This is a genomic window from Rhodococcus sp. B10 (assembly GCF_011770055.1).
GTDB classification, from domain to species: Bacteria; Actinomycetota; Actinomycetes; order Mycobacteriales; family Mycobacteriaceae; genus Rhodococcoides; species Rhodococcoides kyotonensis_B.
Window position 1 is genome coordinate 41,175 of record NZ_JAAFYV010000014.1, and the last position, 26,760, is coordinate 67,934.

Genomic DNA, 26,760 nt, shown 5'->3' on the forward strand with positions numbered 1-26,760 from the left:
GTCACCTCCCCTGCAATCCGGCCGCGATGACGGCGCGTCCCACCGGGGCGGCCACCGAACCACCCGTCGCGGCGAGTGCCCGGTCGCCGCCGTCCTCGACGATGACGGCAATCGCGATCTTGGGGTTGTCGGCGGGTGCGAACCCGATGTACCACGCGTGTGGAGGCGTGTTCCTCGGATCGGTGCCGTGCTCGGCCGTTCCCGTCTTCGACGCGATCTGCACGCCGGGGATCTTGCCTTCGGATCCGGCGTTGTTCTCCGCTCCGATCATCAACGACGTCAGCGTCGCAGCAGTCTCGGGGCTGATCGCCTGCCCTTCGGACTGCGGCGTCGTCGTCGCCAGATCCGACAGGTCGGGAGACTGGAGCTGCGCGACCATGTGCGGTGCCATGCGGACGCCGCCGTTGGCGACGGTCGCCGCGATGATCGCGTCCTGCAACGGCGTCAGCGCCACGTCGCGCTGGCCGATGCTCGTCTGGCCGAGGGCGGCGTCGTCGGGGATCGAACCGATCGTGCTGTCTGCGACGGGCAGCGGTACGGACGTCGTCTCGGAACCGATGCCGAACGCCGACGCCGTGTCGCGCAACGCGTCGGCACCCGTCTTGATGCCGAGCTCCACGAAGGCTGTGTTGCACGACCGGGCGAACGCTTCCCGCAGCGACGCGGTCGGTGCCCCGCCACACGTGCTGCCGTTGTAGTTCTCGAGGGTCGTCTCGGTACCGGGCAGCGTGATGTTCGGTGCGGCGGTGAGCTGATCCTCCGGCGTCGCGCCCTCCTCGAGTGCTGCAGCGGTGACCAGAACCTTGAACGTCGAACCCGGCGGATACGTCGCCGAGATCGCGCGATTGAGCAGCGGCTTGTTCGGGTCGGCGTTGAGGGCGTCCCACGCTGCCGTCGTCTGCTCGCCGTCGTGGCTGGCGAGGGTGTTCGGGTCGTAACTGGGTGTCGACGCCATCGCGAGGATGTTGCCGGTCGACGGCTCGATCGCGACGACGGAACCGGTGTATCCGCGCGAGGTCAGCTGGTCGTACGCGACCTGTTGCACGACGGGATCGATCGTGGTGACGACGTTGCCACCCCGCGGATCGCGACCGGAGATCAGATCGAACAGTCGGCGGCCGAACAGTCGGTCGTCGGATCCGTTGAGCACCTCGTCTTCGCTGCGTTCGAGTCCGCTGCTCGAGAACAACATCGAGTAGAAGCCGGTGACCGGAGCGTTGGCCAACGGGCTCGACGTCGACAGCGGATTCGGCGGGTACGTGCGCAGGTACTTGTAGCGGTCGTCGGTGGCGACGGACGCGGCGAGCACCTGACCGCCTGCCGAGATCTGCCCGCGCTGGCGGGAGTACTCGTCGAGAAGGACGCGGGAGTTCCGCGGGTCGCTGCGCAGATCGTCCGCCTTGATGACCTGCAGATAGGTGGCGTTGGCGAGAAGGGCGACGACCATCACCATGACGGCGATGGAGACGCGCCGGAGGGGAGTGTTCACTTGCGCTTCACCATCTCGGTCGGTGCGTCGGCGATCGGCGCGGCCGGAGCCGGCTTCTTCTTCGGCGTCGCGGGTTCACGGGCGGCGTCGGAAATCTTGATCAGAAGCGCGAGCAGCAGATAGTTGGCGAGCAGAGACGATCCTCCGTAGGACAGATACGGCGTCGTCAGGCCGGTCAGCGGGATGAGCTTGGTGACGCCGCCGACGACGACGAACAGCTGGATGGCGATCGTGAACGACAGGCCCGCGGCCAGCAGTTTGCCGAAGCTGTCGCGAACGGCGAGAGCGGTCCGCAGGCCACGGATGATGAAGACCAGGTACAGGATCAGCACGGCCGCGAGACCGATCAGACCGAGCTCCTCGCCGACGGTGGCGATGATGAAGTCGGTCTTCGCGAACGGCACCTGCGACGGCCGTCCGCTGCCCAGGCCCGTGCCCGCGAGGCCACCGGTCGCGAAGCTGAACATCGACTGCACGATCTGGTAGCCGGTGTCGTTGTAGTCGTCGAACGGGTGCAGCCACGTGTCGGTACGAATCTTGACGTGTCCGAACACCTGGTACGCGAACAGGAATCCGACGAGGAGCAAGCCGAAGCCGATGATCAACCAGCCGACACGTTCGGTCGCGATGTAGATCATGACCAGCACCGTGCCGAAGATCAGCAGCGACGTGCCCAGGTCCTTCTCGAACACGAGAACGCCGACCGACACGATCCACACCAGCAGGATCGGACCCAGGTCGCGTGCACGCGGGAAGTCCATGCCGAGGACGTGTTTGCCCGCCGTGGTGAACAGTTCACGCTTGGCGACGAGGAGCGACGCGAAGAAGATCAGCAGCAGGATCTTCGCGAACTCACCGGGCTGAAGACTGAAGCCGGGCAACCGAATCCAGATCTTCGATCCGTTGACCTCGGAGAACGCCGACGGCAGGATCGCGGGGATGGCCAGCAACACCAGGCCGGCGAGCCCGACGGTGTAGCTGTAGCGAGCCAACGTGCGGTAATCGCGCAACAGAACGAGCAGGGCGATGAAACCTGCGATCGCCAGCGTCGTCCACAGCACCTGCTGGGTCGCGTCGGGTGACGGAATCTCCTGTCCCAGATAGGCGGCCGTCTGTTGATCCGCCAGATCGAGGCGATGGATCAACACGAGGCCGAGTCCGTTCAGCAACGCCACGATGGGCAGCAACAACGGATCCGCGTACGGCGCGAACCGACGAACGGCCAAGTGCGCCACGGAGACCAGTGCGAGGTAGGCGAGTCCGTACTTCGCGATGTCCCACGTGATGGTTTGTTCCTGGCTCGCTTCGACCAGAATCAACGACAGCGTCGTGATCAGGACCGCGGCACCGAGAAGCAACAACTCGACGTTGCGACGGTTCGACTGCACCGGAGCAGGAGCGAATCCTCCCGGTGGACTCGGAAACGACGCGCCCACAGATGGATTGGAACTCATCCGGTACCGGCCCTGCAGTTCTGACCCGCCACCTGAGGCACCGAGGGAGTGGGTTCGACGGTCGTGACCGGCGGCTGCGGTGCCTCCGGCGCCGGCGGAGCATCCGTGGTCGGAACCACGGGAGGTGCCCCGGGTTCCGGCGTCGTCACCGGCTGGTTCGGGGTGGGTGTCGGCGTCGCCGTCTCGGTGGTCGCTTCGCACGGAGGCAACAGATCACCGTCGGCGAGGCGGTACATCTGACCGTTCGCGTCCTCGAGCCGTCCCGACGGCAGTCCGGCGCGAACCTGCTCGCGCGCAGCCGGTGCCAAGTCGTCGATCTCGAAGGCGTCGCAGTCGCTCGGCGCGGTGTCCGGCGCCGTCAACTTCAACGCGCCCTCGGCGTCGAGGCAGCCGATGGTGTGTACGGACTGCAGCGAATAGCCCAGGATGGATCCGGGCACGCCGCGCAGCACGGCGACGCGGCCCGTGTCCTCACCGACGTAGTAGTTGTTTCGGATCAGCGTGTTGGCGACGAACGCGCCGCCCACGAGCAGCGCGACGACGGCGAGCGCGACGAGAGTCCACCGCAGCTTGTGCGACTTCTTCTCGGGCTCGGGCGGGGGCGTCGTGATCCGCTTGGGTGTCGCGCGCGGAGGCCGCATCGCCGCGGCGCGTCCGGCAGCGGTGTTGGGGGGAGGGGAGTCCTCTTCGTCCTCGGTGCTGGCAGCGCCGCCGAGGATCGGGTGGCTCTGCCCGTAGTCGAGGTCGATGACGTCGGCGACGACGACCGTCACGTTGTCCGGTCCACCGCTGCGCAGCGCGAGTTCGATGAGGCGGTCGGCGCATTCACCGGAGTCGCCCTCGTTCATCGTGTTCTCGATGGTCTCGTCGCTGACCACGTCGGACAGGCCGTCGGAACACAGGAGGTAGCGGTCCCCGGCACGAACCTCGCGCACGGTGAGCGTCGGCTCGATCTCGTTGCCGGTCAACGCACGCATGATCAACGATCGCTGTGGGTGCGTGTGCGCCTGTTCCGGCGTGATGCGTCCCTCGTCGACGAGCGATTGCACGAACGTGTCGTCGCGGGTGATCTGCGTCAGCTTCTTCTCGCGCAACATGTAGGCACGGGAGTCGCCGATGTGCACGAGCCCGATCTTCTTGCCCGCGAACAGAATTGCGGTCAGGGTCGTACCCATGCCGTCGAGCTCTGGCTCGTCCTCGACCTGGTCGGCGATGGACGCGTTGCCTTCGCGCGTCGCTGCCTCGAGCTTGCCGAGCAGATCGTCGCCCGGTTCGTCGTCGTCGAGATGCGCCAGCGCGGCGATCATCAACTGCGACGCGACCTCGCCTGCCGCATGGCCGCCCATACCGTCGGCGAGTGCCAACAGGCGCGCACCGGCATAGACGGAATCTTCGTTGTTCGAACGGACCAGTCCGCGATCGCTGCGGGCCGCATAGCGGAGTACCAGAGTCACGGGCGCAGCTCGATCACGGTCTTGCCGACGCGCACCGGCGTGCCCAGCGGAACGCGGACGGCGGTGGTGACCTTGGCGCGATCCAGGTAGGTGCCGTTGGTCGAACCGAGATCCTCGACGTACCAGTCGCCGCCGCGTGGCGACAGGCGAGCATGACGGGTCGACGCGTAGTCGTCGGTCAGCACGAGCGTCGAGTCGTCGGCTCGGCCGATCAGAACCGGCTGCGTGCCGAGTGAAATGCGGGTTCCGGCGAGACCGCCCTGCGTTACCACGAGATTCTTGGCAACCTTCTGCTTGGAGAACGACGGGAGCACCTTCGAGCCACCCGTGTACCGCGCGGGCATCCGCATGCCGGACGCTGCGTAGATGTCGCTACGAAGGGTCCGGAGGACGGCCCAGACGAAGAACCACAGCAACAGTAGAAAGCCTGCTCGGGTCAGCTGCAGAATCAAGCCCTGCACAGCCGTCCACCTCCTTCGCCACCATCTTGTTCGTTCACGGTGAGACGAGCCCCGAATTCGGCCCCCGTGGCCGTGCCCGTCGTGCGGACACGGCATCTCACGCAGCATCCTAGGGTGAAGCTGCGTGTGGAGATCACCATACTGGTGGGGCCGTTTAAACGATGCGGACCAAGATCTCGGAGTGTCCGGCGCGGATGACGTCGCCGTCGGCGAGCTGCCAGTCCTGCACCGGAGCGCCGTTGACGGTCGTGCCGTTGGTCGAGCCGAGATCCGACAGCATCGCGACGCGTCCGTCCCATCGAATTTCCACGTGGCGACGGGACACGCCGGTGTCGGGCAGGCGGAACTGAGCGTCCTGGCCGCGGCCGATGATGTTCTGGCCGTCGCGTAGCTGGAAGTAGCGGCCGCTGCCGTCCTCGAGCTGCAGCGTCGCCGTCAAGCCCTGGCTGTCGCCGTACGTGGGCTCGTCGTAGCGGTAGCCGCCCTGCTGGTAGCCGCCCTGCGGCTGCGGCGGGTAGTCGTACGACGGCTGCTGCTGGTAGCCCTGGCGCCCCTGCTGGTCGTAGCGCTGGCCCTCGTAGGCCGTCTGATCGTAGTTCTGGTCCGAGTAGGCCTGCTGGCCGTAGCCCTGATCGGCGTAACCCTGGCCCTCGTAGGCCTGCTGGCCGTAGTTCTGCTCCGGGTACGCCTGCTGGCCGTAGCCCTGGTCGGCGTAGTTCTGGTCGGAGTAGGCCTGCTGTCCGTACGCCTGCTGGTCGTAACCCCGCTCGTAGGAGCCCTGGTCGTACGACTGCGGGTCGTAGCGATCGTCCTGAGGCGCGTTGCCCGGGTAAGGCGTGCCGTTGCGGTAGCCCTGGTCGCGTCCCTGCGCGTCGTAGCCGTTCTGCTGCGCGTACCGCGGATCCTGCCCGGGTGCCGGGTATCCGCCACGACTCCGCGGATCCTGGCGAGAGCCGTCGGCCGGATCGCGGTTGGGGTCGTAGCCTGGGTTCTGCGTCATTGGGCCGGCTCCTGATGTCGACTGGGGTGGGGCTGACGGGCGCGGAGGTCGTGCGGTTGCAGTCGGTGATCGTCCCACATCGGGATCCACCGAACCACTGGCCCGGAATTGTCCGGTGTGCAGAGTGGGTGACGGTTCGAATCTGACTGCCACGTCGCCGTACGTCTGCCAGCCCTGATCTCGGATGTAATCGCCGAGGTGACGGGAGAACGCCTTCACCGTCAGATCTCGGTCGGCAGCCAGTTCGTCGTGATCGGAACTGTTGATGGTGATCACATAGCTGTTCGGTGCGAGGTAATGGCCACTCTCGAGCTGTGTGACTCGGTCCGACGCCTCCTGCTGAAGCGCGGCTTCCACTTCTTGCGGAACCACACCGCCGCCGAACACGCGGGCGAACACGTCACCGACCGCTCCCTGCAACTTTCGCTCGAAGCGCTGGACAATGCCCATGGGTGACCTCTCCTCCCGGTCTCGATCCTCCTGTGACCGACGAGCGCGTGTCGGCTCGAGGTCGTCGTCCAAGCATGATATACGTTGCCGGTTGCCGGGCGTCGCCGCCGATGGGCTGGTAACGACGCGATTTCATCGCTGCCGGATGTGCGTGTTAGTGTTTTCGACGTCGCCCGGGCGGGTGGCGGAATGGCAGACGCGCTGGCTTCAGGTGCCAGTGTCCTTCGGGACGTGGGGGTTCAAGTCCCCCTCCGCCCACAACACTGGCCGCAGCTGATTCGATCGCTGCGGCCAGTTGTCATTTCTGGGATTGTCCACAGCCCGCCGCTTCATACCCCCGGTGCGAGCCCGGCAAACTCTGCCTTCTCCCACGAATGCACGTGCCTGTGCGACGCGGCGAAACCACAGGTGTGTAATTTCCCCAAATCCCGCCCCAGAGCGCGGATCTCGGTGCGCGTGGACCCCCGTGGGAGTAGTTTCCGTGCCGAGGGTGGTTACGACGCATGCATTTTCGAGCGCAGGGGGGCGCTGTGAGCGACGTGAGAAATCACGAAACACCAGGTAGAGGGCCTGAATAGGTATACCTAATTTGCGAGGTGGGCTAGGTACTGACTTATCGTTTGTGGTTGGACCGGCGTACCCGATGCCCGATCCGCCCGTACGACGCTGCGAACTACACCGGAGCCCACCCGCTCGAGGTTAGTCGAAGATCGTCGATCCGGGGGTGCTGCTTCAACGGCGAACGGCACCGAAGAGCCGTCCGCGACGGCCGGCAATTCGTGCCGAGCCGATCCGACGTACTTGAAGGCTGGACTTATCCGAAGGCTAGGTATGAAGCACACTCCGGGCCCGCAAGGCCTCTACGACCCCCGTAACGAGCACGACTCCTGTGGTGTCGCGTTCGTCGTGGACATGCATGGTCGTCGTAGTCGAGACATCGTCGAGAAGGCCATCACCGCGCTGGTCAATCTCGAACATCGGGGCGCCGCCGGCTCCGAGCCGAACACCGGTGACGGCGCCGGAATCCTCATCCAGGTACCGGACGCCTTCTTCCGTGCCGTTGTCGATTTCGAGCTGCCCGCCGAAGGCGCGTACGCCACCGGAGTTGCGTTCCTGCCGCAGGGCAAGAAGGACGCCGCGCGTGCGTGCGAAGACGTGGCCGGAATCGTCGAGGACGAGGGCATGCAGGTCCTCGGCTGGCGTGAGGTCCCCACCGACGACTCCTCCCTCGGTGCACTTGCGCGCGACGCGATGCCGACGTTCCGTCAGCTGTTCTTCGCCGCTCCCGACCTCTCCGTTACCGACCTGGAACTCGAGCGCCGCGCTTTCGTGATTCGCAAGCGCATCGAGCACGAGCTCGGCGAAGAGGGTGCAGGAAAGGACGTTCCCGGTCGCGAGACCGTCTACTTCCCCTCGCTGTCGTCGCAGACGTTCGTCTACAAGGGCATGCTGACGACGCCTCAGCTCAAGGGTTTCTACCTGGATCTGCAGGACGATCGGCTCGAGAGTGCTCTCGGCCTGGTCCACTCCCGCTTCTCCACCAACACGTTCCCGTCGTGGCCGCTGGCGCACCCGTTCCGACGCGTCGCCCACAACGGCGAGATCAACACCGCTACCGGCAACGAGAACTGGATGCGCGCTCGCGAGGCTCTGATCGCCTCCGACGTGTTCGGCGGATCCGAGGCGCTCGAGAAGATCTTCCCCGTCGTCACCCACGGTGCCAGTGACACCGCTCGGTTCGACGAGGTCCTCGAGCTGCTGCACCTCGGCGGACGCAGCCTTCCGCATGCGGTCCTGATGATGATTCCCGAGGCCTGGGAGCGTCACGAGTCCATGGACCCCGCTCGTCGGGCGTTCTACCAGTACCACTCGTCGCTCATGGAGCCGTGGGACGGACCTGCATCGGTCTGCTTCACCGACGGCACCGTGATCGGCGCGGTTCTCGACCGAAACGGCTTGCGCCCCAGCCGGTTGTGGGTCACCGAGGACGGCCTCGTCGTCATGGCGTCCGAGGTCGGCGTCCTCGACATCGATCCGGCGAAGGTCGTCAAGAAGGTTCGTCTGCAGCCCGGTCGCATGTTCCTCGTGGACACCGCACAGGGACGCATCGTCTCCGACGACGAGATCAAGGACGAACTCGCCGCCGAGCACCCGTACCAGCAGTGGCTCGACGAGGGTCTGACCTCGATCGACGATCTGCCGGATCGCCCGCACGTGCACATGCCGCACGACCGCGTCCTCATCCGTCAGCAGATCTTCGGCTACACCACCGAGGAGCTGAACGTCCTCGTCTCGCCGATGGCGAAGACCGGTGCCGAGGCAATCGGTTCGATGGGAACCGACACCCCGATCGCCGTCCTGTCGGCGCGCCCGCGCATGCTGTTCGACTACTTCTCGCAGCTGTTCGCGCAGGTCACCAATCCGCCGCTCGACGCGATCCGCGAAGAGATCGTCACCAGTCTCGGTGGCACCATCGGACCCGAGGGCGATCTGCTCAACCCTGGCCCCGACGCGTGCAAGCAGATCGTGCTTCCGCAGCCGATCCTGCACAACGACGATCTGGCCAAGCTCGTTCACATCAACGACGACGGCACCCAGGACGAACTGCGTTCGGTCGTCGTGCGTGGTCTGTACCCCGTCGCCGAGGGTGGTGAAGGACTCCGGAAGTCGTTGGAGGCCATCCGTTCTCAGGTGTCTGCCGCGATCTCCGGTGGCGCACGCATCATCGTGCTGTCCGACCGCGAATCGAGCGAGAAGCTCGCGCCGATCCCGTCGCTGCTGCTGACCTCGGCTGTGCACCATCACCTGGTTCGCGAGAAGACGCGCACCAAGGTCGGTCTGATCATCGAGTCCGGTGACGCCCGCGAGGTGCACCACATGGCTCTGCTCATCGGTTTCGGTGCGGCAGCGGTCAACCCGTACATGGCCTTCGAGTCCATCGAGGACATGATCGAGCGCGGCGCACTCACCGGCATCGAGTTCGACAAGGCCGTCGCCAACTACATCAAGGCAGCAGGCAAGGGTGTCCTGAAGGTGATGTCCAAGATGGGCATCTCTACCCTCGCGTCGTACACCGGTGCGCAGCTGTTCCAGGTCATCGGCCTGTCGCAGGAGCTCGTCGACGAGTACTTCACCGGCCTCAACAGCCACCTCGGCGGCATCGACCTCGATCAGGTCGCGCAGGACGTCGCCACGCGCCACGGCGTCGCGTACCTCGACAACCGCCAGGAGCGCGCACACCGCGAGCTCGAGACGGGCGGCGAGTACCAGTGGCGTCGTGAAGGGGAGTACCACCTCTTCAACCCCGACACCGTGTTCAAGCTGCAGCACTCCACTCGCACGGGTCAGTACGACATCTTCAAGGAATACACGAAGATGGTCGACGACCAGTCCGAGCGTCTCGCGTCGCTGCGTGGCCTGTTCCGTTTCAAGACCGAAGAGCGCCAGCCGATTTCGATCGACGAGGTCGAACCGGCATCGGAGATCGTCAAGCGCTTCTCGACGGGTGCGATGAGCTACGGCTCCATCTCGGCCGAGGCGCACGAAACTCTCGCCATCGCGATGAATCGCCTTGGTGGACGGTCGAACTCGGGCGAGGGCGGCGAGGACGTCTCGCGCTTCGAGCCGGAGGAGAACGGCGACTGGCGACGCAGTGCCATCAAGCAGGTCGCGTCGGGACGCTTCGGTGTCACCTCGCACTACCTGACCAACTGCACCGACATCCAGATCAAGATGGCGCAGGGAGCGAAGCCCGGTGAGGGCGGCCAGCTTCCGGCGCACAAGGTGTACCCGTGGGTCGCCGAGGTTCGTCACTCGACGCCCGGCGTCGGCCTGATCTCGCCGCCGCCGCACCACGACATCTACTCGATCGAGGATCTGGCACAGCTGATCCACGACCTGAAGAACGCCAACCCCGAGGCACGCATCCACGTGAAGCTGGTCTCCGAGGTCGGTGTCGGAACCGTCGCAGCAGGTGTCTCCAAGGCGCACGCCGATGTCGTCCTGATCTCCGGTCACGACGGTGGCACGGGAGCCACGCCGCTGACGTCGGTCAAGCACGCCGGTGGACCCTGGGAGCTCGGCCTCGCCGAGACCCAGCAGACGTTGCTGCTCAACGGACTTCGCGACCGCATCGTCGTCCAGGTCGACGGCCAGCTCAAGACCGGTCGCGACGTCATGGTTGCCGCACTGCTCGGTGGTGAGGAGTTCGGTTTCGCCACAGCACCTCTCGTCGTGTCGGGCTGCATCATGATGCGCGTCTGCCACCTCGACACCTGCCCGGTGGGTGTCGCGACGCAGAACCCCGTGCTGCGCAAGCGTTTCGCCGGCAAACCGGAGTTCGTCGAGAACTTCTTCATGTTCATCGCAGAAGAGGTTCGCGAGCTCCTCGCAGAGCTCGGCTTCCGCACGCTGAACGAGGCCATCGGCCAGGTCCAGCTGCTCGACACGACCGCTGCCAAGGAAGCGTGGAAGGCGTCGAAGCTCGATCTGTCGCCGATCCTCGACGAGGTCGAATCCGCGTTCATGAACCAGGACCTCTACAACACGGGCGTCCAGGATCACGGACTCGAGAAGGCTCTCGACCAGCAGCTCATCGTCCAAAGCCGTAACGCTCTCGACAAGGGCGAGAAGGTCACGTTCGAAACCAAGATCACGAACGTCAACCGCACGGTCGGCACCATGCTCGGACACGAGCTGACCAAGGCGTACGGCGGAGTCGGCCTGCCCGACAACACGATCGACATCACGTTCACCGGTTCGGCGGGCAACAGCTTCGGTGCCTTCGTTCCGTCGGGCATGACCCTGCGCCTGCACGGCGACGCCAACGACTTCGTCGGCAAGGGTCTGTCGGGTGGACGCATCATCGTGCGCCCGTCGCTGAACGCTCCCGAGGGCTTCGTCGCCGAGGACAACATCATCGGTGGCAACGTCTTCCTGTTCGGTGCGACACAGGGTGAGGCTCTCATCCGCGGCGTCGTCGGCGAGCGTTTCGCCGTCCGTAACTCCGGTGCGGTGGCCGTCGTCGAGGGCGTCGGCGACCACGGTTGCGAGTACATGACCGGCGGCAAGGTCGTCATTCTCGGTGAGACGGGACGCAACTTCGGCGCCGGTATGTCCGGTGGCGTGGCGTTCGTGTTCGACCCGAACAAGACGTTCGAGGCAAACCTGAACACCGAGCTGGTCGACATCGAGGAGCTCGAGGGCGACGAGTTCACGTGGCTCAAGGACATCGTCACCCGTCACCACGAGGAAACGGGATCCGCAGTCGCAGAACGCATCCTGGCGGACTGGTCACAGCAGGTGAACCATTTCGTGAAGGTCATGCCGCGCGACTACAAGAAGGTACTGCTTGCCATCTCCGAGGCCGAGAAGTCGGGCGCGGACGTGGACGAGGCGATCATGGAGGCAGCTCGTGGGTGACCCACAGGGATTTCTGAAGAACACCGTCCGCGAACTGCCGAAGCGTCGGCCGGTCGACCTGCGTCTGATGGACTGGAAAGAGGTCTACGAAGACTTCTCGAAGGACACCCTGCGGACACAGGCCAGCCGCTGCATGGACTGCGGAATTCCGTTCTGCCACAACGGTTGCCCCCTCGGTAATCTGATCCCCGAGTGGAACGACCTGGTCTACAAGGATCGCTGGCGCGAGAGCATCGACCGTCTGCACGCGACCAACAACTTCCCGGAGTTCACCGGTCGGTTGTGCCCGGCGCCGTGTGAGGCGTCGTGCGTCCTGGGCATCAACCAGGATCCGGTCACCATCAAGCAGGTCGAGGTCGAGATCATCGACAAGGCGTTCGAGGAAGGCTGGGTCGCTCCGGTCTATCCGACGCATCTGACCGGCAAGACGGTCGCCGTCGTCGGTTCCGGTCCCGCGGGATTGGCTGCGGCACAGCAGCTCACGCGCGCCGGCCACACCGTCACGGTGTTCGAGCGTGCCGACCGCATCGGTGGTCTGCTGCGCTACGGCATTCCCGAGTTCAAGATGGAGAAGCGCCACATCGACCGCCGTTTGGCTCAGATGGAGGCCGAGGGCACGGTGTTCCGTACCGGCGTCAACGTCGGTGTCGACATCACCGCCGACGAGCTGCGCGCGCAGTTCGACGCCGTCGTGCTGTCCGGTGGTGCCACCGCGTGGCGCGACCTGCCGATCGAAGGCCGCGAGCTCGAGGGCATCTACCAGGCGATGGAGTTCCTGCCGCACGCCAACCGTGTGCAGCAGGGCGACTACGCCGAGCCGCCCGTGTCGGCCAAGGGCAAGAAGGTCGTCATCATCGGTGGCGGTGACACCGGTGCAGACTGCCTCGGCACGTCGCACCGTCAGGGTGCCGAGAGTGTCCACCAGTTCGAGATCATGGCTCGCCCGCCTGCCGAGCGCGCCACCTCGACGCCGTGGCCGATGTACCCGCTGATGTTCCGCGTCGCGTCCGCGCACGAGGAAGGCGGCGAGCGCGTGTTCTCCGTCAACACCGAGCGTTTCGTCGGCAAGGACGGCAAGATCACCGCGCTCGAGGCGCACGAGGTCGAGTTCAAGGGCGGCAAGTTCGAGAAGGTCGAGGGTAGCGAGTTCACGCTCGAGGCCGATCTCGTCCTGCTGGCGATGGGCTTCGTCGGACCGGAGAAGCCGGGTCTGCTCACCGATCTCGGTGTCGACCTGAACGAGCGCGGCAACGTCAAGCGCACCAACGAATGGGCAACCAACGTCGACGGCGTCTTCGTCGCCGGTGACATGGGCCGTGGCCAGTCGCTCATCGTGTGGGCGATCGCCGAAGGTCGTTCCTGCGCAGCAGCTGTCGACACGTTCCTGCAGGGTGCAACGGCGCTCCCCGCGCCGATCGTGCCGACGCAGGCGCCGCAGCGGTAGTTTCTCCCGCCCCCGGGCATCGTTGGGTCACTCCGCAGGCTCCGCTCCCGGCCGGCATCGATGGACCGCAGCAGCCGATAGACGGTTGCTACGGTCCATCGATGCGTTTGGGGGGCGTGCGTTCGTGGGCGAGCGCTTCGGTTACCTCCGTTAACCGGACGGGCATCGTTTCGACATGGACGGCTGGCATTGTCACGGATGACAACGTCACGCCCGAGTATCAGTGAGGCCGTCCAGAATGCGTGTGAAGAAGCTCGTCGCTGCCGTCGGAACACTTGCGGCCGTCGTCGCGGGGACCGCTGCTCTGACTGCCGGTCCCGTGTCGGCCGATCCTGCCGACTGTCCCAGCCTCTACGTCGCCGCGATTCCCGGCACGTGGGAGACCAGTTCGGGCGCAGCCCCGCGGCCGGGCATGCTGACCGCCGTCACGGATCGCATCGCGAGCGCGGACATTCGCACCGAGTACGTGTCGTACCCCGCCACCGCGTTCCCGTGGGAGGGCGGCGTGTACGGCGAGTCACGCGCGATCGCGACGGCCAATGCGGGCGGCATGCTGAAGGCGATGGCGGATCGTTGCGGCGCAACGAAACTCGCGGTCATCGGCTACAGCCAGGGTGCCGACGCGGCAGGCGACCTCGCGGCCTCGATCGGCAGCGGTCTGGGCGTCGTACCCGCGGATCGGTTGGTCGCCGTCGGACTCATCTCCGACCCCAAGCGTTCCGACGTCGACGCGTTGGTCGGGCCCGAGGTCGTCGGCACCGGCGTCGGTGGGCCTCGGGTCGGCGGTTTCGGATTCGTCAGCCCGGTGGTTCGGACGTTCTGCGCCGTCGGCGATCTGTATTGCTCGACGCCGAAGGACGACTACATCGCGCGCCTCGCCGGGTTCCTCGCGGTGTCGTCCGATCCGAATCCGAACGTGCTGCAGCAGGCTGGGCAGGAGGCGCAGGTTCTGCTCGGTGACATCGCCGACGCGGGCGGCCTACCGATCCTGCAGGGCCAGCTGACCGATCAGGCCAACGAGCAGCGTCGACGCGAGATCGACGCGTTCTACCGCTCCGGCATCCACCAGGAGTACGGCAGCTACGCCGTCGACGCGAACGGAACGAGCGCGACGACCTGGCTGGCGAACTATCTGCGCAGCAAGGCCTAGACCTTGTCAACGACGGCCTGCCGCGAACGAAGCAGCAGGTAGACGGCCACCGCGGCGACACCCATTCCCGCTGCACTCCATGCCGCGGCGAGGTTGAAGCCGTCGACGAAGCTCGATGCGGCCAACTCACGCAGCATGTCGTTCAGCGGCGTTGGGAGATAGTCGGCGACGGCCATACCGCCACCCACGGTTTCCGACGCGGGGCCGGCGACCTCGGGTGGTGTCTCGGGCGGTAGGGCGTCGGAGACACGGTTGCGGTAGACGGTGGTACCGATCGTGCCGAGGATGGCGATGCCGACGGCGCCTCCCAGCTCGGCACCGGTCTCGGACAACGCCGATGCGGCACCTGCTTTCTCCGGTGCCGCTGCGGTGAGAACGATGTCCGAGTTCATCGTCGACGCCGCACCGATGCCGAGCATCATCGCCGTCATACCGGTGATGAGCAGTGGCAGTCCCGATCCGGCTTCGATGAAGGTCATCGTGAATGCGCCGATGCTGATCAGCAGCAGACCACCGGCGATGATGACACCCGTCGGGACGACCTTGCTGACGGCCGGAGAGAAGACGGCTCCCGCTGCGGCAGCCGCGGCCGGGATGAGCAGCCACAGGCCGGCGGCGAGCGGGCCGAGTCCGACCACCAGTTGCAGGTACTGCGACGCGAACAGACTGAAACCCGTGACCGCGAAGATGACGAGGAACTGCACGAGAACGGCTGTGGTGAAGGCACGTTCGGAGAACAGGGTGACATCGATGAGCGGGTCTCGTCCGCGGCGCTGACGCCTGACGAAGAAGAAGCTGAGGATCAGCCCGCCGACGGCGGCCCCGATGGTCGCGGCGTCGAGTCCGTCCTGCGCGCCGTGCTTGATGGCATAGACGACCCCGAGCATCGCGGCGATCGACAGTACGACGCTCAGGGGATCGAACTTCCCGGGATCGGGATCCTTGAATTCGGGGACGAGCAGGGGCGCACTGACCAGCAACAGCACCATCACCGGGATGTTGACGAGAAACACCGAACCCCACCAGAAATGCTCGAGCAGGAAGCCGCCGACGACGGGCCCGATCGCGCCGCCGCCCGCGAAGCCCGCCGTCCACAGTCCGATGGCTTCCTTGCGCTGCGCGGGATCGTGAAACATGTTGCGGATCAACGAAAGCGTGCTGGGCGCGATGGTGGCGCCACCGACGCCGAGCAGGGCTCGCGCGACGAGCAACATCTCAGGCGAGGTGGAGAATGCGGCGATGAGCGATGCCGCACCGAACACGAGCGCGCCGATCAGCAGCAACCTGCGTCGGCCGATGCGGTCGCCGACCGATCCCATCGTGATGAGCAGGCCCGCGAGCAGAAATCCGTACAGGTCGAGAATCCAGAGCGTCTGATTGCTGCTGGGCTCGAGATCCGCGGTGACCGCGGGCAAGGCCAGGTACAGCACCGAGATATCCATCGAGACCAGCAGGATCGGAATGACGAGGACACTCAGCCCGAGCCAGTCTTTCCGCGTCGCCTTGTCGTGCACGATTCCCCTTCGCGTCGGGTGCCGGGTGGAGCGTCCGATATGACCGTACCGGCGCTTTCCGACAATTCGACGGCTACGCGAGGCTTGCGGACTCCTCGGGCACCCGCGTCGTCGAGACTCCTCGGTACACGAGACCGGAGATCACGAGCAGAACGACGGTGAGTGCGACGGCAACCCAGGCCGTCGACGTCATGGTCCCGTCGCCGATGTCGCGGGCACCGGCCGCGGTGTAGGCCATCGGCACGAAGGCCGACATCTGACCCCAGATCGCCGCGTTCGACGCGTACGCCGCGCCGCAGACGACGACCTGTACGAGCAGAAGCGCGAGATTGACCGCCTGTCCGACGGCTGCACCGAGCACCCGCTGAATCGCACCTGCGGCGGCGAGGTAGGCGGCCGCCGAGACCAGCAGGAATGCACCGGCGCCGAGGAGGGCGCCGATCGAGGCGTCGGGTGCGGTGAACGCGAACGCGAGTGCTGCCGCTACACCGACGGCCAGGGAGGCGACGCCTGCCGCAAGCCAGGAGCGTAGCCCGCGGAGTGACCCTGAATTCTGCGGGCGGCTATCCCGGCTGAGGACGCGCACGAGACTGACGGCCCCGACAGCACCGACGGCGACGAGTGCGGCGATCAGATACGGCGCGACCGAGGCCTCCGACTCGTCGACCGTCACGGCGGTAGGCGTCGCGGCCGGTGCGCTCAGTTCCTTGGCCGACGGCAACCCGGCCGTCGCCTCGCTGACGTTCGTCTGGATGCCGCTGACGATGCCCGGGACCGGTTCGACGGATGTGACCAGCTGTTGCGTGCCCGCGCGCAGCTGCTTGCCGCCGTCGTCGAGCTGGCCGAGTCCGTCCCTGAGCTGGACGGTGGCGTCGCCGATCTGTCCTGTCGCAGTCAGGAATTGGCTCGACGGGTCGTTGAGCTCGCTCGACAGCTGACGCGCCCCGCTCTTCAGTTCGGAGAGCTGGCCGAGTGTCTGCGGCCCGAGTCCCTGGGTGTTCAACGTGTCGATGACGCCGCGAATCTGTGCGGCAGCTTCCTGCGATCCGGGTGTCGGGAATGCGGCGACCTGGGCCGCTGCGGCCTCGAGCTGCGCGGTGAAGCCTGCCTGCTGCTCACCCAATCCGGTGAGTTGATCGACCACCAGGTCGACGCCACCGCTGATCTGCGACGCGCCGTCGCCGAGCTGACCGATGCCGTCGCGGTACTGCACCCACCCGTCGGCGAGCTGGACCGTGCCGTCGTGGGCCAGGGTGATGCCGTCGGACAGCTGTCCGGCACCGTCGTTGAGCTGGTTGCCCCCGTCGGTGAGCTGAGTCAGACCGCCGGACAGCAAGCTGATGGGAAGCCCTGCCCGCTGCAGGTTCTGCCGCGGCGACGCCAGCGGGTCACCGGACGCCTCGGCGGGCGTTTCGGTGGCAGTGTCCACCCGGACGGTCTCGGCCGGGTCGAGGTCGTAGCCTGCACCGAGTGTGAACGCACCGGCGGCAACCAGCGGGAAGGCGATGGCAAGGAGTGCAACGGACGGCCTGCGAAGGACACTGGATACGCGCATAGTGTCCCTGAGGCTAACCGTCTCGACAGGTCGTCTCGACCACGAAGAGCCGGTGAAACGGGTGAAAAGCCGGTGCGACCTGGCAGTTTAAGAGTCCTATGAGATTCGGACGCCGTCAGCGGTTCCGCGGCAGCAGATCCCACACGTGCTGAGTCTCGTTGACCGACGCAACCGATCGATTTCCGTTGCGCGCGTACAGAATCCGAGTAATCGAGCAGTAGTCGATCGGGAAGCCGAGCACCTTCGGCGTGCCGAGGATGTGTTGCAGCAGGATGTTGACGACGCCGCCGTGCGCGAAGACGACGACGGTATCGCTGTGTTCGACGCCGTCGACCGCGTCCGCGATCCCGTCGAGCACACGCGCCCGGAAGGCTGCCTCGTCGACCTGTTCGGGCAGGTGCCCGGCCTTGATCCGCTCGAAGGCGTCGCGGAACTCGGTGCGCGCGGCTTCGATCGGGATGTAGCCGGCGAAGTCGCGGTCGTACTCGGCGATGCGCTCGTCGGACTCCAACGACAAGCCGAGCTCGGCGGCGAGCACGGTTCCGGTCTGCACCGCGCGCAGCTGCGTGCTGGCGACGGTCTTCGCGATCGGAAAGCGGGCCAACGCACCTGGAACTCGTTTCGCCTGCTCGTGGCCGAGTTCGTCGAGCGGTGGGTCGGCCGACACCTCGGACCGTTGCGGGAGTGCGTGGCGCACGAGGATCAGCTGCACTGCTCTACCTAACCACGAGGCTTCTGCCGCTTCGGATCACCATGGTCCGAAAAGCCTGGACCTGACGCGCGAGCTGACGCGTCGGCCACACCATGCCGATGCGTCGTCGAGCAGACAGGTCGTCGATGCGGACCTCGACGGTCTCGGGGCCCTGACCACGCAGGCGCGGCAGAATGCTGACGCCGAGGCCGGCGCCGACGAGACCGCGCACGGTGTGGATGTCCTGGCCCTCGAACGCGATGTCCGGGGTGATGCCCGACTCCGCCCACAGGTCCTCGCAGATCGAGCGCATGCCGAATCCATGGCCCATCGCGACGTAACTTTCCTCGGCGGTGTCGGTCAGATTCACCGATTTCCGACGCGCGAGCCGGTGATCGGCGGGCACGACCAGCACGAGTCTCTCCTCGTACAGCTGGAACGAGTTGTCCTCGGTGTGCTCGGCGCTGAGCGACACGAACGCGACGTCGGCAGACCCGTTGTCGAGACGGTCGAGGCATCGTGTGCGCGCGCCCTGATCGAGCGCGAACGTGACGGCCGGATGGTCGGCGCGGAACCGTTTGATCAGCGCAGGCACGACGTCCTCGCCGAGCGTGTTCTGGAAGCTGATCGAGATCCGGCCACGTGCACGGGCGTCGTGCTCGCTCATCGCGTCGAGACCGGCTTCGAGGTCGGCGACGGCTCGTTCGAGGTACGGAACCAGGATGCGTCCCGTCGTCGTCAGCGAGATTCCTCGACCCTTCCGCTCGACGATGTCGACCCCGAGAATCGCCGACGCTCTCGCCATCTGACGGCTGACCGTCGGCTGCGGAACGCCGAGCACGTGCGACGCCTCGGTGATGTGCTCGGTATCGGCGACGGCCAGGATCGTCGGAATGAGCGGGAGCAATGCCGCTGCCTCGTCGCGCATAGAGCCAATGATATCGCCGACGCATGAAAAGCGGTGCCGTCATGCATTGGACGTATGTTCCCCACGACTTCTAACGTCGAGGCAATGAGTGCATCGGTCAGTGAAGTCCAGCGGTATGGCTGGGAGGGGCATCCGCGGGGATCGCGCGAGTACAAGAAACTCGTCGCCGCGCTGTTGTTCGCCGGCATCGCGACGTTCGCTCAGCTGTACTCGGTGCAGGGCATCCTGCCGCTCATCGCGTCGAACCTGCAGATCACGCCGTCGCAGTCGTCTCTTGCGGTCGGGTTGGCGACCGTCGGCGTCGCCGTGTCGGTCCTGCCGTGGTCGATCGTCGCCGACCGCATCGGACGCGTCCGTGCCATGTCCGTCTCCATCGTCGTCGCGACGATGTTGGGACTCGTCGTTCCGCTGTCCGGTTCGCTACCGATGCTGCTGTCGCTACGTTTCTTCGAGGGCGCGGCTCTCGGCGGACTGCCCGCGATCGCCATCGCCTACCTGAGCGAGGAGGTCCACCGCAGCCACACCGCGCTCGCTGCCGCGACCTACGTCTCGGGCACGACGCTCGGTGGGCTGCTCGGACGCATCGTCGCGGGACCCGTCGGCGAATTCACGAACTGGCGTGTCGGGACGTTGACCGTGTCGATCATCGCGGCCGTCGCCGCAGGCCTCTTCCTGTTTCTGGCCCCCACGCCGCGACGGTTCGTCGGTGGCACGTCCGACGGGCCGTCACTCGGGGCACGGCTGTGGGCGAACCTGCGCGAACCGAGCATGCTCGCGCTGTACTCGCAGGGCTTCCTGCTGATGGGCGGGTTCGTCGCGATCTACAACTTCCTCGGTTTCCGCCTCGAAAGTGCGCAGTTCGGTCTGCCGCAGTCGCTGATCAGCCTGATCTTCGTCGCGTACCTGAGCGGCACGGTGTCGTCACGAGTCGCCGGGCAGTTGGCCGTCAAGCATGGCCGTGGTCCGGTACTCGCGGGGTCGACGGCCGTCATGATCGCCGGTGTCGCGCTGACGATCAGCAGCAATCTGATCGTCATTCTGGTCGGACTCGTCATCCTGACCGTCGGATTCTTCGCCGCCCACGCGATCGCGTCGGGCTGGACGGGTCAACGCGCGACGGTCGGCCGCGCTCAGACCACGTCGCTGTACAACCTCTTCTACTACGGCGGCTCGTCCCTCGTCGGCTGGGTCGGCGGCGTCGTCTACCAGCAGTTCGGCTGGACGGCGATGGCGGTGTTCGTCGCGAGTCTTGCGGTCGCCGCGGCCGCCGCTGCGCGGCTCGTGCGCGGATAGTCGGGCCAGGGTGCAACTATCCGCGGACGGGTGCGAAGCGCACTCACGCGGTGACGAACGCGATCACGACCAGGGCGTACACCGTGACCGCGACCGCCAGTAGGACCACGCTCAGGTAGCCGAGAATCAGCCCGGCCAGCGCGATCCCGGCACCCTGCTCACCGGTTCGCTTGATCTGGTTGCGCGCGATATGGCCGAGAACGACGGCGACGACGCCCGCAATGCCGGTGAACAGCCCGAAGACGCCGCAGATCAGCGCACCGATCGCCATCGTGTTCGTTCGACGGGGAGGCTGAAATCGGTAGCCCGGATACGGTCCCTGCTGATAGGCCATCAGCAAAGTCTCGCATCGGCCCGAATATCGGGCAATTCGGTCGTGTCAGACCGCAGCTGCCAGCGCCACCGTCAACGGCACGACGCTGAGACAGCAGATCGCCGCCACCAGAAGGGCGATGACGCGTCGGCGATTCCATCGTTGCTGAGCGCCTGCGGCTGCAGACACGAACAAGACGAATCCGACGCACACCGACGCGATGGTGACGGCGACCGGCCAGGAGATCATGCGGAGGTCACGAGCTGACTTTGCCCCACCCGACGTAGGCGTCGACCTCGAGATACCCGGTGACACGCGCCTGGTCGCGCACGGGATACGGCTCACCCGTGTAGTGAGTCGAGATGCGGTCGATGTCGACGACGTTAGGGTCGTCCTGCAGCGTGATGGTGCCGTGGACGGTGACGTGGGTGTACCAGCTGGCCTCGTCGAGCACGGAGATGGAGACCTTGGGGTTGGCCTTGATGTGTTCGAGGCGCTTACGGTCGGCCTGGAAGTTGAGGACGATCTTGTCGTCTTCCCACAGGTACCAGGTGGGAGCGGTGATGGGCGTTCCGTCGGCGCGCACGACGGCCATGACGGCCGGGTTCGGCTTCTTCAGGAGTTCGACGGCATCTGCAGGCAACGGTGGCTTCGGCATGTAGCCAAAGGTACCCAGCGCGTCGAAAACCTACTCCACTCCCGCCCAGATCGAGGTTGTGCCCACGAAAACCGTGTTTCGCCGGCACAACCTCGATCTCGACGCGATGTGTTACAGCTTCGGAAGCTTGACGACCTGGCCCGCGTAGGAGAGGCCGGCGCCGAATGCGAGCAGCAGCGCGGAATCGCCCGGCTTGACCTTGCCGGTGCGCAGCAGCTCTTCCATCGCCAGCGGGATCGACGCGGCCGACGTGTTGCCGGTCTCGGCGATGTCGTTGGCGACAGGCGTCTCGTCGGGCAGGTTCAGGCTCTTGGCGAGAAGCTCGGTGATGCGGCTGTTGGCCTGGTGCGGGACGAAGGCATGGACCTCGTCGGCTTTCATGCCCGCGACGTCGAGAACCTTCTGTGCGGCCTTGCCCATCTCGAACGCGGCCCAGCGGAAGACGGAGATGCCGTTCATCTTGATCCACGGACGCTCGGCGTCCGCAGTGGTGATGTAGTCGTACCAGTCGATGGTCTGGACGATGGCGTCGGACTGCGATCCGTCCGAACCCCAGACGACGGGTCCGATCTCGGTCTCGTCGCTGGCTCCGACCACGACGGCACCCGCGCCGTCGGCGAAGATGAATCGCGTCGTGCGGTCGTACGGGTCGGTGGTGAGGCTGAGCTGTTCGGCACCGATGACCAGCACGTGCTGGGCGGTGCCCGCCTTGACCAGGTCGGATGCGACGGCCAGTGCGTAGCAGAATCCAGCACATCCGGCGCAGATGTCGAATGCGGCCGGGCCCTTGGTGCCGAGACCGTGCGCGACCTTCGCGGCGGCCTGCGGAGTGAGTTCGAGATGCGTCGACGTCGCCACGATGACGGTGTCGATCTGGTCGGCGGAGACGCCGCTGGCCTCGAGTGCCTTCTTGCCTGCCTCGATGGACATCTTGACGACGTTGTCCTCGGGCTCGGCGAAACGTCGGTTCTTGATCCCGGACCGCGTCTGAATCCACTCGTCGCTCGAGTCGATGAACTCACAGATCTCGTCGTTGGTCACGACTCGTTCGGGCCTGTAGACGCCCAAACCGAGAAGCTTGGACTGACGACCCTGGGTCGTGCTGATCGGCGTACCCATCTCTGGTTCCCTTCGTGCTACCGCGCCATCGCCGGGCTTGGGCTCGGGTCTTGGGCTGCGGGCTCGGGGAACACGTTACGTGTCGACGCCTTCGTGATGTGACACCAACCTCGCTATCAGGCCCGACACGACCTCCGGCTGGTCGATCATCGCGTGATGATGGGCGTCGTCGACGACGGCGAACTCGGCGTTCAGATACTGCGCGAGCCGTCGTTGTTTGCGAATCCACGCGCGCCCCCATGGCGTCGGGCGCCCGGTGTGGGCGGCGGCGACCGTGACGGGCACGTCCGGCATGAGTGTCCGACGACGGATCGCATTCAGCTCGCTCGCCATGTCGGGGTAGACGAAGTTCTCGATCATCGCGGCTTCCAGGTACGACGGGGTGCGGTAGATCTGCCGAATCCAGTCGTACGTCTCGATCGGAATGCCGTCAGGCGGGATCGAGTGGTTGAGAATTCTGCGCACCGTCGGCCCGAGCACGTACTGCACACCGCTCGCGCTCGACGTCGTGGCGAGGCCGTACGCCGCCGATATGCGTATCGACTTCGGGATCACCGCCCACGGGTCGCGTTCGGCACTGGAGTCGAGCAGCAGAATGCCCGCCGTTCGGCTCGGGTGCAGCCGGGCGAACGCCTCGGCGTAGAACCCGGCGATCGAGTGGCCGACGACGTAAGCCTGCTCGGTGAGTCCCACTGCGTCGAGTACCGCGAGGATGCGGTCGGCCTCCCCGGCGGCCGTCGGCGTCGTTCCGCGCGGTAGTGGTTCGCTGAGCCCGAAGCCCGGGCGGTCGAACACGACGACGGTGTGGAACGGCGACAGGATGTCCACACAGTCGTTCCAATCGAACCAGTTACCTCCGAGTCCGCCGCACAGCACGACCGCCGGACCGCCGCCCGTGACGAGTACGTGGGTACGCAGACCATGCACTGTCACGAACTCGCCGGGTGGTTTCATGTGAAACATTCCAGCGTCGACGCCGTCACTGTCGTGGCTTCGCCAGAGGGAACGCGAGGGTCTCGCGGATGCTGCCGCCGGTGATGAGCATGACGACGCGGTCGACGCCCATACCGAGTCCACCGGTGGGCGGCATGCCGTACTCGAGTGCCTGCAGGAAGTCCTCGTCGAGAGACATCGCCTCCTCGTCCCCGCCTGCCGCGAGCAGTGACTGCTCGGTCAGTCGCTGACGCTGATCGACCGGATCGGTCAGCTCGCTGTACGCGGTCCCGAGTTCGACGCCCCACGCGACGAGGTCCCACTTCTCGGCGACGCCGGGAATCGAGCGGTGCGGACGCGTCAGCGGTGACATCGACGTCGGGAAGTCCTTGTAGAACGTCGGGAATTCGGTGTAGTCCTCGACGAGGTGCTCGTACATGCCCTGTGCGACGGCGCCTGCGTCCCAATCCTTTTCGTACGGAATGTCGTTCTCGTCGCACAGTCGCTGCAGCTCCTGAAGCGGGGTGTCCGGTGCGACGTCGACTCCGAGTTTCTCGGCGACGGCTCCGTGCAGTGTCTTGACGGGCCATTCGCCGGAGATGTCGATCTCGATCATCTCGCCGTTCGGACCGTCGGGTCGCAGCACGATCTCGCGGCCGTGCGCCGCGACGGCCGCCTTCTGAATCAGCTCGCGGCACAACACCATTGCGCGCTCGTAATCGCTGTGCGCTTCGTATGCCTCGAGGATCGTGAACTCCGGGTTGTGTTTGAAGTCGGCGCCTTCGTTGCGGAACACTCGGCCGATCTCGAAGACCTTGTCGATGCCGCCGACGCACAGTCGTTTGAGATAGAGCTCGGGTGCGATGCGCAGGTACAGGTCGAGATTGTACGCGTTGATGTGGGTGACGAACGGGGCAGCGTTGGCACCGCCGTGCACCTGTTGCAGGATGGGTGTCTCGACTTCCATGTACCCGCGGTCGGACAACGAATCTCGTAGTGACTTCACGACATTGCTGCGCGCGATCATGAGCTTCCGTGCGGACGGGTTGATCGCAAGGTCCACATAGCGTTGTCGCACACGGGATTCCGGGTCGGTGAGTCCTTTCCACTTGTCCGGCAACGGATGCAGGCACTTGGCGTTCATGCGCCAGTCCGACGCCAGCAGCGAGAACTCACCTTTCTTGCTACGGCCGATGACGCCGCTGACCTCGATGAGATCACCGAGATCGAAGTCGGAGTCGAACGAGTCGAGCTTGTCGCCGACTCGCATCCGGTCGAAGAGCACCTGGATGTCGTCGGTCCAGTCGCGTACGACGGCGAACGCGACGCCGCCGTAATCACGAATTCGCAGGATACGGCCGGCAATTCGGACCGATGTGCCCTGTGGTGCAGTGAGTGCATCGGCGACGGTATGCGTCGGCGGATATGCGACGGGGTAGCCTTCGACGCCGTCTCCGCTGAGCCTGTTCAGCTTTGCGATGCGGACGCGCACCTGGTCGGGGCGCTTCGGGCCGACCGACACGAGCTCGTCGTCGACCGTGTCGGGCCCACTGCCGTCGCTGTGGATCTGCTCGCTGCCGACGAGCGCCGCAGGCACCGCGACGTGACTGCCGGTGTGCTTGCTCGCGCGTCGGAAACTGGGGAGCGTCAGAAAGCCTTCGGCGATGGCCGACGCGATCCCGACCTTCGGGAGTTCGCGATTGTCGGCGAAGCACAGGTAGCGCGGTTCCCACTCCGGTTGGTACTTCACGTTCGAGCGATACAGGGCCTCCAGCTGCCACCACCGGGAGAAGAAGACGAGCACCGATCGCCAGATGCGCAGTACCGGACCCGCGCCGATGCGGCTGCCTTCTTCGAACACCGAACGGAACACCGCGAAGTTGAGCGAGATCTTCTGGACGCCGAATTGATCGCCGCCGGTGGCCAGTTCGGTCACCAGCAGTTCGATGACGCCGTTCGGTGACTGCGGGTCGCGACGCATCAGATCCAGCGACACACCGGTGCGACCCCACGGCGCGAGCGACAGAACGGCGACGGTCTTCTCGCCCTGACGTGCCTGGACGAGCAGGCAGTCACCGTCGAGCGGATCCCCGAGGCGGCCCAGTGCCATCGAGAAGCCGCGCTCGGTCTCGGTGTCGCGCCACGCGTCGGCGCACTCGATGATGTCCTGCATCTCCGGTGCCGGGATGTCGCGGTGCCGTCGAATCTCGACGGTGACGCCGGCCTTGCGGGCGCGGTTGACGGCCTGTCGTACCGGGCGCATCTCTCGGCCGTTCAGATTGAAATGCTTGGTGTTCAGAATCGCTTCGTCGCCCAGTTCGAGGACGTTGAGTCCGGCGCGCTTGAACGCCGTCGCACCGGTCTCGCTTGCGCCCATGACGGCAGGCGACCACCCGTACTTCTCGGCGAGTCCGAGCCACGCGTCGATGGCGTGTGGCCACGCCTCCGGGTTTCCGATCGGATCGCCGCTGGCGAGGCAGACGCCGATCTCGACGCGGTACGTCACCGCTGCCTTGCCGCTCGGTGCGAAGATGACGGCCTTGTCGCGACGCGTCGCGAAGTATCCGAGCGAGTCGTCGGCGCCCCACTTGTCGAGCAGCCCGCGTAGCGCCGACTCGTCGCTTCCGGTCAGTGCGTTGCTCGAGCGCTGTGAGCGGAACAGCGTGATGGTCGCGGCGAGCAGTGCGAGCGCGCCGAACAGCCCGAGCAGGGTGTTGACGAAACCGTGTGGCCGACCGTCGAATTGCTCGTTGTCGACGGTCGCCAGCGCGGTGACGCGGTTGAATGCCCACAGGAAGGTCTGGCTCTCCGGGAGAGTGCCGGGGAACAGCGCGACGAGAGCCCAGCCGACGAGGGTGCCGACGACGGCACCGAGAATCAACACCCCGAGTGCTTTCCAGCCGGCGCCGCGCCTGACGCGGGTGTAGAACTCGCGTCGGGACGCGATGAGGATTCCGATGACGACGAGATGGACGCCGAGCGCGATCCAGGCATCGACCTTTCCGGTGTCGATGCCTTCGGCGATGTTCGTGAGTGCCAGCAGCACCAGGTAGATCGTCAACAACCACCAGGCGATGCGTTTGCGGCTCGCGAGCGCCGCCGCGAGAATGCCGACGACGAGCGCCCACGAGAGCGACGTGTCGGGGGCGTCGAAATAGTAGGTGTCGATGTACTCACGCGGCACCCGGATGACGACGCGCAACGCAGGCGACAGGCTCCACAGGAACACGAAGACCGCGTACACCCCGAGCACCAGCCCGGCGATGTGCGGAACTTCCGTCAGCCGACCGTGCGCGGGAGGAACGAATGCGCGCGGAGCCGACTTCTCCGTGTCGCGTCCGTGGCGTTCCGACTCCTCCGGTGACACCGATGTGCTCGTCACTGCCCACTCCTGCCGTCAGTGCTACCTGCTACCTCCTGGCAACGGTAGCGC

Annotated in this window: 19 protein-coding genes and 1 tRNA gene; 5 read left to right on the plus strand and 15 right to left on the minus strand. The window is 65.9% G+C overall.

Features of this window, described 5'->3' with window-relative positions:
- Position 1: 1 nt before the first annotated feature.
- The 5 genes from RhoFasB10_RS11435 to RhoFasB10_RS11455 all read right to left on the minus strand — a co-directional run bounded on the left by RhoFasB10_RS11435 (position 2) and on the right by RhoFasB10_RS11455 (position 6,308).
- Positions 2-1,489, minus strand: coding sequence for a penicillin-binding protein 2 (locus tag RhoFasB10_RS11435; RefSeq protein WP_167676477.1), 1,488 nt, complete (start codon positions 1,487-1,489; stop codon positions 2-4).
- Positions 1,486-2,943 (minus strand): FtsW/RodA/SpoVE family cell cycle protein, encoded by a 1,458-nt coding sequence (locus tag RhoFasB10_RS11440; protein WP_068429689.1) that lies wholly within the window; start codon positions 2,941-2,943, stop codon positions 1,486-1,488. Before RhoFasB10_RS11440 ends, RhoFasB10_RS11435 begins: the two co-directional genes overlap by 4 nt.
- On the minus strand, positions 2,940-4,397 hold the full coding sequence (locus RhoFasB10_RS11445) for a protein phosphatase 2C domain-containing protein (RefSeq protein ID WP_167676479.1): 1,458 nt from the start codon (positions 4,395-4,397) through the stop codon (positions 2,940-2,942). Before RhoFasB10_RS11445 ends, RhoFasB10_RS11440 begins: the two co-directional genes overlap by 4 nt.
- Positions 4,394-4,858, minus strand: coding sequence for an FHA domain-containing protein (locus RhoFasB10_RS11450; RefSeq protein WP_068429692.1), 465 nt, complete (start codon positions 4,856-4,858; stop codon positions 4,394-4,396). Before RhoFasB10_RS11450 ends, RhoFasB10_RS11445 begins: the two co-directional genes overlap by 4 nt.
- Before the next feature lie 154 nt (positions 4,859-5,012).
- The gene (locus tag RhoFasB10_RS11455; protein WP_068429693.1) at positions 5,013-6,308 is read right to left on the minus strand and encodes a DUF3662 and FHA domain-containing protein; all 1,296 of its coding nucleotides are present in this window, start codon (positions 6,306-6,308) and stop codon (positions 5,013-5,015) included.
- A gap of 175 nt (positions 6,309-6,483) precedes the next feature.
- Here RhoFasB10_RS11455 and RhoFasB10_RS11460 point away from each other — a divergent pair.
- The 4 genes from RhoFasB10_RS11460 (at position 6,484) to RhoFasB10_RS11475 (ending at position 14,323) form a co-directional block, all read left to right on the plus strand.
- Positions 6,484-6,566: transfer RNA gene (locus RhoFasB10_RS11460), tRNA-Leu, on the plus strand.
- A 573-nt stretch (positions 6,567-7,139) separates the two neighbouring features.
- Positions 7,140-11,729: a glutamate synthase large subunit gene (gltB, locus tag RhoFasB10_RS11465; protein ID WP_167676481.1), complete on the plus strand. Its 4,590-nt coding sequence runs from the start codon at positions 7,140-7,142 to the stop codon at positions 11,727-11,729.
- On the plus strand, positions 11,722-13,173 hold the full coding sequence (locus RhoFasB10_RS11470; protein ID WP_114330086.1) for a glutamate synthase subunit beta: 1,452 nt from the start codon (positions 11,722-11,724) through the stop codon (positions 13,171-13,173). The genes gltB and RhoFasB10_RS11470 overlap by 8 nt, the downstream gene beginning before the upstream one ends.
- A 238-nt stretch (positions 13,174-13,411) precedes the next feature.
- On the plus strand, positions 13,412-14,323 hold the full coding sequence (locus RhoFasB10_RS11475; protein ID WP_167676483.1) for a cutinase family protein: 912 nt from the start codon (positions 13,412-13,414) through the stop codon (positions 14,321-14,323).
- On the opposite strand, the gene RhoFasB10_RS11480 is transcribed toward RhoFasB10_RS11475, so the two are convergent.
- From RhoFasB10_RS11480 to RhoFasB10_RS11495, 4 genes are all read right to left on the minus strand, one after another.
- Positions 14,320-15,837, minus strand: coding sequence for an MFS transporter (locus RhoFasB10_RS11480; protein ID WP_308115166.1), 1,518 nt, complete (start codon positions 15,835-15,837; stop codon positions 14,320-14,322). The genes RhoFasB10_RS11475 and RhoFasB10_RS11480 overlap by 4 nt on opposite strands.
- Positions 15,838-15,910: 73 nt before the next feature.
- Entirely contained in the window at positions 15,911-17,392 is a 1,482-nt protein-coding gene (locus tag RhoFasB10_RS11485; protein ID WP_068429702.1) for a phage infection protein, read from the minus strand.
- A 115-nt stretch (positions 17,393-17,507) separates the two neighbouring features.
- A complete protein-coding gene (locus RhoFasB10_RS11490) occupies positions 17,508-18,104 on the minus strand; it encodes a histidine phosphatase family protein (protein WP_068429703.1) in 597 nt (198 codons plus the stop codon).
- 4 nt (positions 18,105-18,108) lie between these two features.
- Entirely contained in the window at positions 18,109-19,011 is a 903-nt protein-coding gene (locus RhoFasB10_RS11495; protein WP_068429705.1) for a LysR family transcriptional regulator, read from the minus strand.
- 84 nt (positions 19,012-19,095) lie between these two features.
- On the opposite strand from RhoFasB10_RS11495, the gene RhoFasB10_RS11500 reads away from it, so the two are divergent.
- Entirely contained in the window at positions 19,096-20,304 is a 1,209-nt protein-coding gene (locus tag RhoFasB10_RS11500) for an MFS transporter (protein WP_167676485.1), read from the plus strand.
- A 43-nt stretch (positions 20,305-20,347) separates the two neighbouring features.
- Here RhoFasB10_RS11500 and RhoFasB10_RS11505 read toward each other — a convergent pair whose 3' ends face one another.
- The 6 genes from RhoFasB10_RS11505 to lysX form a co-directional block, all read right to left on the minus strand.
- Positions 20,348-20,638 (minus strand): DUF4190 domain-containing protein, encoded by a 291-nt coding sequence (locus RhoFasB10_RS11505; RefSeq protein WP_068429708.1) that lies wholly within the window; start codon positions 20,636-20,638, stop codon positions 20,348-20,350.
- Positions 20,639-20,683: 45 nt separating this feature from the next.
- Positions 20,684-20,866: a hypothetical protein gene (locus RhoFasB10_RS11510; RefSeq protein ID WP_068429709.1), complete on the minus strand. Its 183-nt coding sequence runs from the start codon at positions 20,864-20,866 to the stop codon at positions 20,684-20,686.
- 7 nt (positions 20,867-20,873) lie between these two features.
- A complete protein-coding gene (locus tag RhoFasB10_RS11515; RefSeq protein WP_167676487.1) occupies positions 20,874-21,275 on the minus strand; it encodes a PPOX class F420-dependent oxidoreductase in 402 nt (133 codons plus the stop codon).
- A gap of 111 nt (positions 21,276-21,386) precedes the next feature.
- Positions 21,387-22,394 (minus strand): beta-ketoacyl-ACP synthase III, encoded by a 1,008-nt coding sequence (locus RhoFasB10_RS11520; RefSeq protein ID WP_068429714.1) that lies wholly within the window; start codon positions 22,392-22,394, stop codon positions 21,387-21,389.
- Positions 22,395-22,469: 75 nt separating this feature from the next.
- Positions 22,470-23,357, minus strand: coding sequence for an alpha/beta hydrolase (locus tag RhoFasB10_RS11525; protein WP_068429717.1), 888 nt, complete (start codon positions 23,355-23,357; stop codon positions 22,470-22,472).
- Positions 23,358-23,373: 16 nt separating this feature from the next.
- Positions 23,374-26,610 carry a bifunctional lysylphosphatidylglycerol synthetase/lysine--tRNA ligase LysX gene (gene lysX, locus RhoFasB10_RS11530; RefSeq protein WP_206030813.1) on the minus strand — a complete coding sequence of 1,079 codons (3,237 nt, stop codon included), beginning with the start codon at positions 26,608-26,610 and terminating at the stop codon, positions 23,374-23,376.
- Between the last annotated feature and the right edge of the window lie 150 nt (positions 26,611-26,760).